We start from the raw sequence: 9933 nt of genomic DNA on the forward strand, positions 1-9933 counted from the left end.
ACACGCGTGTATACAGTAGTGTACACGTGGGTATACAGTTGTGTACACACGTGTACACTCATCCCTTCTAGGTAGGAGGTATTCGCTTGGCATATCTAGACTAGGACATAGATACTTCTATCTTCGGGGTATGCTCCTTGACGACCTAGCCCTTGCACTATGGTGATTTCATGCCTCTGCCCTGTTCCCATGCTAAGGCTTTACCTTTCCCTTTCCTAAAGAGGCTTTTCGATCCTCCCTCGGCGATATTCTGTTGGGGTGATACCATAGCTCTTTTTGAAGGCATGGTAGAAGCTAGACTCGTGCTCGAAACCACAGCGCTCTGCGACATCTTCGATTGTGAGTTCGGGCTGAGAGGATAGGAGTACTTTGGCTCGTTGCATCTTTTGTCTAAGGATATAGTTGGCGGGAGTGAATCCTGTAAGTGCGACGAGCTTGCGGTGGAGCTGACGAGGACTCATACAGAGGCTATCGGCTAGAGCTGTAACCTCGAGCTTATGCTTACCAAGCGATGAGTTGATGAGCTGGTTAGCCTTGTCTAGGAAGCGCTGCTCTAGAACAGAGAGTTGGGGTGTTGGGGCTCCCTCATTCTCCCTCTCTTGGGAGTGGACAGGCTTCACCTCGCCAGTGCTCTCTGTTACCTGACTTGCCATAAGGCGTATAGAACGGTGGCGACTTAGCTGTCGCTCTACGAGAGCACGTAGCTCGTCACTGTTGAAGGGCTTGGAGAGGTAAGCATCAGCTCCAGCTTCGAATCCTCTTATACGTTCACTTTCAGTTACCTTTGCTGTGACCACAATGACAGGGATATGATCAACGACCTCATTGCCTCGTATCTGTCTGCATAGCTCTAGTCCGTCTATCTCAGGCATCATTAGATCTGTGATGATGAGATCTGGGATGAGATCTAGAGCTCTCTCCATCCCCTCACGGCCATTAGCTGCATAATGGATCGAATAGTGCTCTGAAAGGATAGAGCCTACGTACTTCGCTACATCAGGATTGTCCTCCACAATAAGTAGACGACAGTCATTGCCTCCAGTGCTGTCTTGAGGGTTCACCTCTATTTCTGGGGCTACGGGGACTATCCCAGTCTGAGTAAGGAGAGGATATCCCTCATGACGGATAGGGACTGAAATTAAGAAGGTCGTCCCTTGATCAGCGTCGCTTCTAACCTCGATAGTACCACCTACGGCATCGATGATTTGCTTCACGAGAGCGAGTCCAACGCCGGTCCCGATATGACGAACGTTGCTCTCTGCTTGGTAGAATGGCTCAAAGATATGTGGTAGAGCTTCTGTACTAATCCCAGCACCAGTATCTGATATCTCTATCTTTAGCTGGGATCCATCTTGCTTAGCTTTAACCTCAATGGTGCCATCCTCGGGTGTAAACTTTAGGGCATTGGAGAGTAGGTTATTGATGACCTTGTCTAGGTAGTCAGGGACAAAATCCATCACGACAGGCCCAGATGTAGTATAATGTAGGTTTATGTGGCGATTCTCTGCGTAGTCTCGATAGCTCTCCACGAGCATGCCTAGACGAGTAGTTATATCGCCATTATACCAGTCAGAGCGTCCGATGGCGGACTTGATTCGTGCTATATCTAGGAGCTGATTAATAAGAGCCAGGAGGTTGGAGCCCTGACGCTCTATGGTGTGTGCCTTCTCTTGTAGCTGAGTAGTGATGCCTGGTTCTTTCTGTATATCGTGGCTTAGCCCAAGGATGAGGGTTAGCGGGGTTCGAAACTCATGAGTGATGTTGGTGAAGAAGTGCTCTCGTAGGGTAGACATTTGCTTCAGCGTCCTATGGTTGCGGGCACGTAGCTTTTGGATGTAAAGCAATATCGCAACTAGAGAGGCCAAAGTTAGGAAGACAATAGCGGATATTCCGAGGGTGATGTTGCGCTTGGAGTGCTCCTCTTGAAGCTTGAGTTGGACCGCAGAGATCTCTTGCTCTTGGCGATTACGCTCGATATTGATGCTGGTATTCTGTATCCTATTCATCTTTTCGATGCTTACGACACTATCAAGTAGGGCATCAGCCTTCTCCTTGTTTACTAAAGCTTTTCGATAATCTCCACGACGACTATAATAGCTGTGATATAGGGCGTGGATCTCAGCTAGATGTTCATTGGAATGGATACGCTCTGCTATAGCCTTGGCTTTGGCTAGGAACTCTTCACACAGGGAATCTTCGTGGGTCGTGTTGTAGATCCCTGCCAGTGCAATGAGGCTAGTCAAGGCGTGCCACTCATCTTTGGAGTTTTTCATCAAATCATAGGCAGCTAGATACTCTTGCTTAGCCTTGTCATATTGTTGGGCTTTCTGATAGAGCGCTCCAAAATAGGTGTGGCAAAGGGAGATGCCAAGACTGCTACCTTCCTTTGTATTAAGTTCCATCGAATGTTTGTAGTAGGCCCAAGCGGAATCAACCTTGCCCTGATGCTCGAAGATCGATCCGAGGTTGGCATAGTTGATTGCTTGGCCGAAGGCACTCCCTAGCTTTTGCTCACCAGCCAATGCTTGACGGAAGGACTGTTCTGCCTTCTCATAATTGCCGATGGTCATGTAGATATTCCCTAGACCATTTAGAGAGATTACTTGGTTCTTTTTACCTTGGTAGGTGGTGTCTGAGCATGCACTGCTAAGTGTATATGCTCTGTAATGGTACTCCTGAGCCACATCAAGGATCCCCATTCGCCTATAGTCTGTGCCGATCTCGTTAAGTGCCTGTACCCACTCAATGGTATCACCAAGATCCTCTGCCAGACGTAGTCCTTCACTGTGGATCTGGAGCGCTTCGTCAAATCGGCTTTCATTGCGTAATATCCGCCCTTGTTCCTTTCGGGTAATGATGCTCCCGAGTTGGTTCTCCTCCTGATCGAACTGATGTTGGAGCTTTTTTAGAGAGGATATATCCTTGTTTACTTTAGTTATGCTATCTATTGCGTAGCGGTCCTCGGGGCGGATTTTAGCTACCTGATCCCTACAGCCAAAGGCTGCTAAAAGAACAAGACCAATACAGCCATATAGATAGCATAGCCTGGAGTTAAAGGCGTGCTTCAAGCTAATAGGTCTCCAAGAGGAGTCTGTAGAAGGAGTGGATAGAGGGTGGCAATGTCGCATAAGACCATAGGGAATGGGAGGTGTCAGCACGAGCTCAGAGGGTGAGGAGGTGATGATCCTCTAGTGGTAAAGTTGTTAGTGGTATCTATACAATCTCTCTATGAGGTGAATACTACCTATTAGGGCTAAAGTCTACTGCAAAGATGAAAAATCTTGTGCTGATGCCCAAATGCCTTTTTAAGGAAATTTGTCCTCTAGTTCATGGTGAAAGGTGCGGGAAGAGAGGTAGCTGGGTTCTTGTTGCTTGTCATTTTCTTCTATGAGGTTTTGATGCCCTTATGTCTGATTGCAACACCTTCGGTGTCCGATGCAGACAGTCTCCTATTTGATGATGTGGGGGAGCATATAGAGAATGTCCGATTAGGACATGTTTTTGTCCATTTAGCCTACGAGATTTACTGCATAAGCCTCCTATCTTTGTGATACAAGTAGAGGAGACTTTTCTAGTTGACTTGGTCTGCCTTTCTTGTTGACTCATAGCATCCCTTTGTGCATTAGTGTCGGACGTTGGAGCATAATGCTGGTGCATGTAGGGTGAAATTCTAAAATGGGTCCGTATGAGAGGTCGGGAGTACACTGCGATAATTTTGGGTCGCATATCTCCGTATCACCACTTCTCTGCTGTGATCTCATGTGTTGATAGGTGTAAGAGTGCGGTCGCTTCCTCTCAATTGTGAGGAAGCGACTGCTATTCTAGAACTTGTCTAGTCAAAATTAATCATGTGTAGGAAGATCAAGGCTGTGATAAAGTTGGGGGGAGTTGAAAGGCCTGCATCTCCTGATATTTGGTAGTTACAATTACTTATACTATCTTTGCAGAGCAAAAGCGGAACGGTGTGGTAGTTCAGCTGGTTAGAATACCTGCCTGTCACGCAGGGGGTCGCGGGTTCGAGTCCCGTCCATACCGCATAGAGCTGTAGATTATATAATCTGCAGCTCTTGTTCTTTTTTCCCCATTATCTGTAATCTCTCGTTTTCTTGCTCTGTGAGGGCTAGTAGAGTACTACTCAACATTAGTTCTTAGCAGGGTAATATTATGGGGAAATATAATACATAAGACCTCTCCTAGCCAATCTAGGGGAGGTCTTATGCATTGTCCTTGACTGCAGAGATGCTATGCGCTTGCGTTCACGCCACTCAATTTGAGCTTGTGGGCTCATCTAGTAAGTGACGAAGGTCAAGGAGTTGTGAGTGGATTGACCTCAGACGGGTCAGGGTATTGCTTCTCAGCTCTACCTTGTCTCGGTGGCTTTTTAGTTCTGCACGAGCGCCACTGATAGTCAACTTCTTCTCACGAAGAAGGTGCTGTACCGCAATGATCCGCTGTATATCCTTCTCGGTATACTGACGAGTACCATTGGGGGTCGTGCTCGGCGCGATGTGAGGAAACTCTACCTCCCAGTAGCGGATGGTAGAGGCATCCTCTCCGACTCGATCTGCCACCTCTTTGATGCGGTAATAGAGTCGCTTAGCCATAATTACTTACTCTCTGTCTAAATAGTGTTGTTATGCGGATTACTTGTCTGCGGGGATATAGGTCTCAAGGAGTTTACATCCACCCTGTGGCGTGAGCTTGACCAGTTCATTCTCAGCTGGGACGAGGACGCTCTGCCCTTGATGGAGTGAAACCTCATATCCTGACGCGTCTTGTAGAGTCACCTTGCCCTCCATGCAGATATAGATCACGAAGCTATCTAGGGTAGCCCAGTTTCGTACCATGGGCTGATCTAGATCTAGGAGGTTGGTCTCGAAGTAGCGACATGAGACGAGCTCTACAGCTTCATCTACATGCGGAGTATAAGCTGTACGATAGTCATCTTGTAGACGATAGTCTATGGCATCCTTGGCTAGCTCTGTATGGAGCTCTCGCTTATTTCCGGAGGCATCAGTCCGATCGTAGTCGTAGATGCGATAGGTGACATTGGAGGTCTGCTGAATCTCTGCGATGAAGCAACCTGCTCCAATCGCATGTACACGGCCTGCGGGGAGGAAGAATACATCCCCAGGCTGTACCTCATACTCGGCTAATGCCTCTACAATAGTACCCTCTTTCACACGACGTACATAGTCCTCGGGGGAGGACTGTACAGCGAAGCCACTATAGAGCTTCGCTCCCTGGGTGGCGTTGATCACATACCACATCTCGGTCTTCCCGAAGGAATTGTGGCGCTTCATACCTAGCTCGTCATCTGGATGTACCTGAATAGAGAGGTAGTCGCGGGCATCAATAAACTTGATGAGCAAGGGGAAGCGTCGGCCAAATCGGTCAAGCACACTCCTGCCCACAAGGCGTTCCCCGTAGAGGGTTATGAGCTCATCTAGGCTCTTGCCCTCTAGGCTGCCTGTAGCCACGATTGAGTAGTTATCGTCCACATGGGATATTTCCCAACTCTCACCAATCTTTCTATCATCAGCCTCCAGCCCCTTGAAGGGACGTATGGCTTGCCCTCCCCAAATGACCTCTTTGAGCAAAGGCATAAAGGTTAGGGGATATAGGTCTTTTCCCGCCATGCTATATTACGTCTGCAATGATTAAAATCTGTACAAAGATACGTATAACTAGGCTAAGCTATGCTAGTTTGCAGATATTTATCTTACCTATATAAAAGATCGCCCTATAGGCGTCTGCCCATAGGACGATCTCAAAACCTCTTGGGGATGGTATGGTCTGCTTACTTTAGCTTCTTGATGCTTTCGAAGCCTTCACCATAGACACCCTTTACTGCTCCCTGAGAGACAAATGCCTTCGGGTCTATCTCTTCAATGATGCGAGATATGGCTACGGAATACTGCTTGCGTACGACTACGAGCAGCACCTTCTGCGATTGCCCCGTGTAGCCACCTGTAGCCTCCAGCACTGTACATCCACGTCGCAGTCTAGAGATGATGGCATCGTTGATCTCCTTGTACTTTGAGCTGAAGATCATGAATTGCATGGACTGCTTGTTGTTGTTCGTGTACCAGTCCATCGTCATAGCCAATAGTACAACTTCGATGAAGGACATCACCAGCTTGTCGAAGGCTGCCAAAGCATCAATCTTGATGTCGGCCAGATAGACGTTCGCGATATAGGAGAAGAGCACGATCGAGCCGTCTACAACGATGAAGATACGTCCAAAAGACATGTTGCGGTACTTACTGATGAGAGCCACAACGACGTCTGTGCCCCCTGAGCTACCATTGACGGAGAAGATCATACCCAGTCCTAGCCCACACATCATTGCTCCTAGGATTAGGGCGAGTAGGGGCTGATCTTTGAGGATCAAGAGGTGCCAGTAGTCCTCTACCCTTGGGTCAGGTATGGCAGTACGTGTAGCGATCGGGATGATGATTGCAAGGAGCCCGATGCCTATAAGAGTCTTGATAAAGAAGTTCTTATCAAGAAAGATAAAGGCAACGAACAGGAGCGTGATGTTAATCACATTGTACGGGATATCGACCTTGACCCCCGTGATGATCGTGATGATGTTACATATCCCCATGAGTCCCCCGGTGGTCACACGCTGGGGGTAGATGAGGAAGCTGAATCCGACCGTGTAGAGCATGACCCCGAGGAAGACGATGAGCAGGTCACGCCAGAAGTAGCGTGAGACAGCCTGCCTCGATAGTTCATTCCCTAGGTCTCGGAACTTCCCAGCTATGAAGTTAGCTGGGTTGAATGTCTGTGCCATGAAATGTATTGATTGTTATATACTGCCTTGGTTTTCTCGCTATAGGACGATATTGATAATGCGCCCTGGTACTACTATTACCTTCTTAGGTGTCTTACCTTCTAGCCAGCGTTGTGCTTCCTCACTCTGTAGGACTAGGGCTTCGGCTTCTTCCTTCGTAGCTGTAGTGGGGATCTCGATGGTGAAGCGTGTTTTGCCATTGAAGCTCACGGGGTATTTCACCTGATCCTCGACGAGGTAGGCTTCATTATGTTCAGGCCATGTCGCCTCGACGATGGTTGTCTGTTCCCCTAGGGCATGCCATAGCTCTTCGCAGATGTGAGGAGCGAAGGGGGCAAGTAGGATAACCAAGGGCTGTAATACCTCTCTAGAGGTTGTCTTGAGGCTCTGTAGCTCATTGATGCAGATCATGAAGGCTGCTACGGAGGTGTTGAAGGAGAACTGCTCGATGTCCTGACTAACTTTCTTGATGAGCTTATGGAGGCTCTTTAGCTCTTCCTTGCTTGCCGGGCAATCTGTGACACGTAGCCCCTCTGCTGAATAGTAGAGTCCCCATAGCTTCTTCAGGAAGCGGTGTACGCCGTCGATTCCGTTAGTGTCCCAAGGCTTGCTCTGCTCAAGAGGACCGAGGAACATCTCATAGAGGCGGAGCGTGTCGGCTCCATAGCGCTCTACGATCATATCAGGGTTCACCACGTTGAACATGGATTTACTCATTTTCTCTACTGCCCAGCCACAGATATACTTGCCGTCCTCTAAGATGAAGTCTGCAGTTGCATATTCGGGCCTCCAAGCCTTGAATGCCTCTAGGTCAAGGTGGTCGTTAGATACGATATTCACATCCACATGGATCGGAGTCGTGTCATACTGATCCTTTAGCCCTAGGGAGACAAAGGTATTTGTATCCTTGATTCGATAGACGAAGTTGGAACGTCCCTGAATCATCCCTTGATTGATCAGCTTCTGGAATGGTTCATCCTCCACAATCAAACCTAGGTCAAAGAGGAACTTATTCCAGAATCTGCTATAGATCAGGTGCCCTGTGGCATGTTCTGCCCCTCCTACATAAAGGTCTACGTGCCGCCAATAGGCATTCTTCTCCTTGCTGACGAGTGCCTTATCGTTATGGGGATCCATATAGCGTAGATAGTAGGCTGAGCTGCCAGCGAAGCCTGGCATCGTGCTGAGCTCATAGGGGTAGCCCTGCTTTGTGTGCCAACCTTGGGCACGCCCTAGAGGGGGCTGACCATCAGATGTAGGTAGGTACTTATCTACCTCGGGGAGGCATAGAGGGAGCTCCTCATCACTGATCGTATGTGCGATACCCTCTGCATCGTAGTAGATGGGGAAGGGTTCGCCCCAGTAGCGTTGGCGGCTGAATATGGCATCACGGAGACGATAGTTCGTACGTACTCGTCCTAGCTGATGTTCTGTGATATAAACCTTCATCTTCGCGATAGCCTCCTGTACAGATAGGCCATCGAGGAAGCCCGAGTGTACGAGCGTTCCACTCTTGCTGTCCTTGGACTCTGTCCAGCTGGAGGTGTCGGATACCTCCTCTCCCTCGGGAAGGACAACCTGTATAATAGGTAGATCAAAGTATCTAGCAAAGGCAAAGTCCCTGCTGTCATGACCTGGTACAGCCATGATAGCACCTGTGCCGTAGCCTGCGAGTACGTAATCACTGATCCAGATGGGTATTGCCTCGCCCGTAAGTGGATTCTCGGCATACGAGCCAGAGAAAACACCAGAGACTCGACGGTCTGCCATTCTATCGCGTTCAGTCCGTCGCTTCGTCGCTTGTAGGTATTCCTCTACAGCCTGAGCCTGATTGGCCGTTGTAACCTCTGCAACATAGTCGCTCTCTGGGGCAAGCACCATGAAACTTACCCCAAAGATCGTATCTACTCGTGTGGTGAAGACTGTTAGCTCACCTCGATGACATCCCTTACTATCCCGATCACATAGGATAGGGAAGCGTACTTCTGCTCCCTCACTTTTACCGATCCAGTTACGCTGGGACTCTTTGAGTGATTCGCTCCAAGCTAGCCTATCAAGGCTCTCTAGCAGACGACCAGCATAGGCGGAGACACGTAGACACCATTGGCGCATCTTGCGTTGCTCTACAGGGTGTCCGCCACGGATGCTGACGCCATCACTCACTTCGTCATTGGCAAGGACAGTACCGAGAGCTTCGCACCAATTGACCATCGTCTCGCCTAGGTAGGCTAGGCGGTAGTTCATCAGTGCCTGAGCCTGTCGAGCCTTGTCCCAGCTCTTCCACTCTTCAGCTGTGAAGCTGAGCGGCTCACTCTCGGCTGCTTCCAGAGACTCAGTGCCTTGGGCTTCTAGATGTGCTATGAGCTCAGTAATTGGGCGAGCTTGACCAACACCATAATTATAATAGGAGTGGAAGAGACGGATGAAGACCCACTGCGTCCACCGGTAGTATTTGGGATCGGAGGTGCGCACCTCACGAGACCAGTCGAAGCTAAAGCCTATGCGATCGAGCTGCTCTCGGTAGCGTTGGATGTTTTCTTCGGTTGTGACCTCTGGATGTTGCCCTGTCTGTATGGCATACTGTTCTGCAGGAAGTCCAAAGGCATCATAGCCCATAGGATGGAGGACATTGAAGCCACGAAGTCGCTTATAGCGAGAGAATATATCGGAGGCAATGTAGCCCAAAGGATGCCCTACATGCAGGCCTGCACCTGAGGGGTAGGGGAACATATCCAATACATAGAAGGGAGGACGGCTCTGATCCTCCGTTACTCGATACACGTTCTTCTCTCGCCAATACTCTTGCCAGCGAGCTTCAATAGCCCTAAAGTTATATTCCATCTATCAGCTTGTGATCTTTACTTGAGTGTTGCAAAGGTACATTATTTAGAGGAAAGAGAGCTATGTCATCTAACCCTATCTTGAAGCCTTATCTAGGAGTAGCATATGGGACTCAGTAGTGCCTGGTCTGCACAATCTTTATTTCTCGGAATTGTATTCCAGATAAGCCAAGGAAATAGTCTATTATATCGGGGATAGTCTGTGGGGAACTATCTGGTGGCTATCATCTATGTTTGGAGCAGGGCCGACGCATGATCTCGCTCGCACACTCCTGCCTTTGGATCTTCGGGGGT

At 48.9% G+C, this 9933-nt stretch carries 5 protein-coding genes and 1 tRNA gene; 1 reads left to right on the forward strand and 5 read right to left on the reverse strand.

Annotated elements, in window-relative coordinates:
* Positions 1-215 precede the first annotated feature (215 nt).
* The gene (locus QZ554_RS07230; protein ID WP_297195435.1) at positions 216-3068 is read right to left on the reverse strand and encodes an ATP-binding protein; all 2853 of its coding nucleotides are present in this window, start codon (positions 3066-3068) and stop codon (positions 216-218) included.
* 893 nt (positions 3069-3961) lie between these two features.
* Here QZ554_RS07230 and QZ554_RS07235 point away from each other — a divergent pair.
* A tRNA-Asp gene (locus QZ554_RS07235) sits at positions 3962-4035 on the forward strand.
* 230 nt (positions 4036-4265) lie between these two features.
* On the opposite strand, the gene QZ554_RS07240 is transcribed toward QZ554_RS07235, so the two are convergent.
* The 4 genes from QZ554_RS07240 to leuS form a co-directional block, all read right to left on the reverse strand.
* Positions 4266-4604: a MerR family transcriptional regulator gene (locus tag QZ554_RS07240; protein ID WP_297195437.1), complete on the reverse strand. Its 339-nt coding sequence runs from the start codon at positions 4602-4604 to the stop codon at positions 4266-4268.
* A 39-nt stretch (positions 4605-4643) separates the two neighbouring features.
* Positions 4644-5639: a type I phosphomannose isomerase catalytic subunit gene (locus tag QZ554_RS07245; RefSeq protein ID WP_297195438.1), complete on the reverse strand. Its 996-nt coding sequence runs from the start codon at positions 5637-5639 to the stop codon at positions 4644-4646.
* A gap of 161 nt (positions 5640-5800) precedes the next feature.
* On the reverse strand, positions 5801-6799 hold the full coding sequence (locus tag QZ554_RS07250; RefSeq protein WP_297195440.1) for a YitT family protein: 999 nt from the start codon (positions 6797-6799) through the stop codon (positions 5801-5803).
* Between the two features lie 39 nt (positions 6800-6838).
* A complete protein-coding gene (leuS, locus tag QZ554_RS07255; RefSeq protein ID WP_297195442.1) occupies positions 6839-9640 on the reverse strand; it encodes a leucine--tRNA ligase in 2802 nt (933 codons plus the stop codon).
* Between the last annotated feature and the right edge of the window lie 293 nt (positions 9641-9933).

This window comes from uncultured Porphyromonas sp., from assembly GCF_915070105.1.
Taxonomy (GTDB): Bacteria; Bacteroidota; Bacteroidia; order Bacteroidales; family Porphyromonadaceae; genus Porphyromonas.

Excerpts from the sequence above, each read along its gene's own strand:
- QZ554_RS07240 (WP_297195437.1), bottom strand. The coding sequence starts at position 4,604 with ATGGCTAAGCGACTCTATTACCGCATCAAAGAGGTGGCAGATCGAGTC.
- QZ554_RS07245 (WP_297195438.1), bottom strand. The coding sequence starts at position 5,639 with ATGGCGGGAAAAGACCTATATCCCCTAACCTTTATGCCTTTGCTCAAA.
- QZ554_RS07250 (WP_297195440.1), bottom strand. The coding sequence starts at position 6,799 with ATGGCACAGACATTCAACCCAGCTAACTTCATAGCTGGGAAGTTCCGA.
- leuS (WP_297195442.1), bottom strand. The coding sequence starts at position 9,640 with ATGGAATATAACTTTAGGGCTATTGAAGCTCGCTGGCAAGAGTATTGG.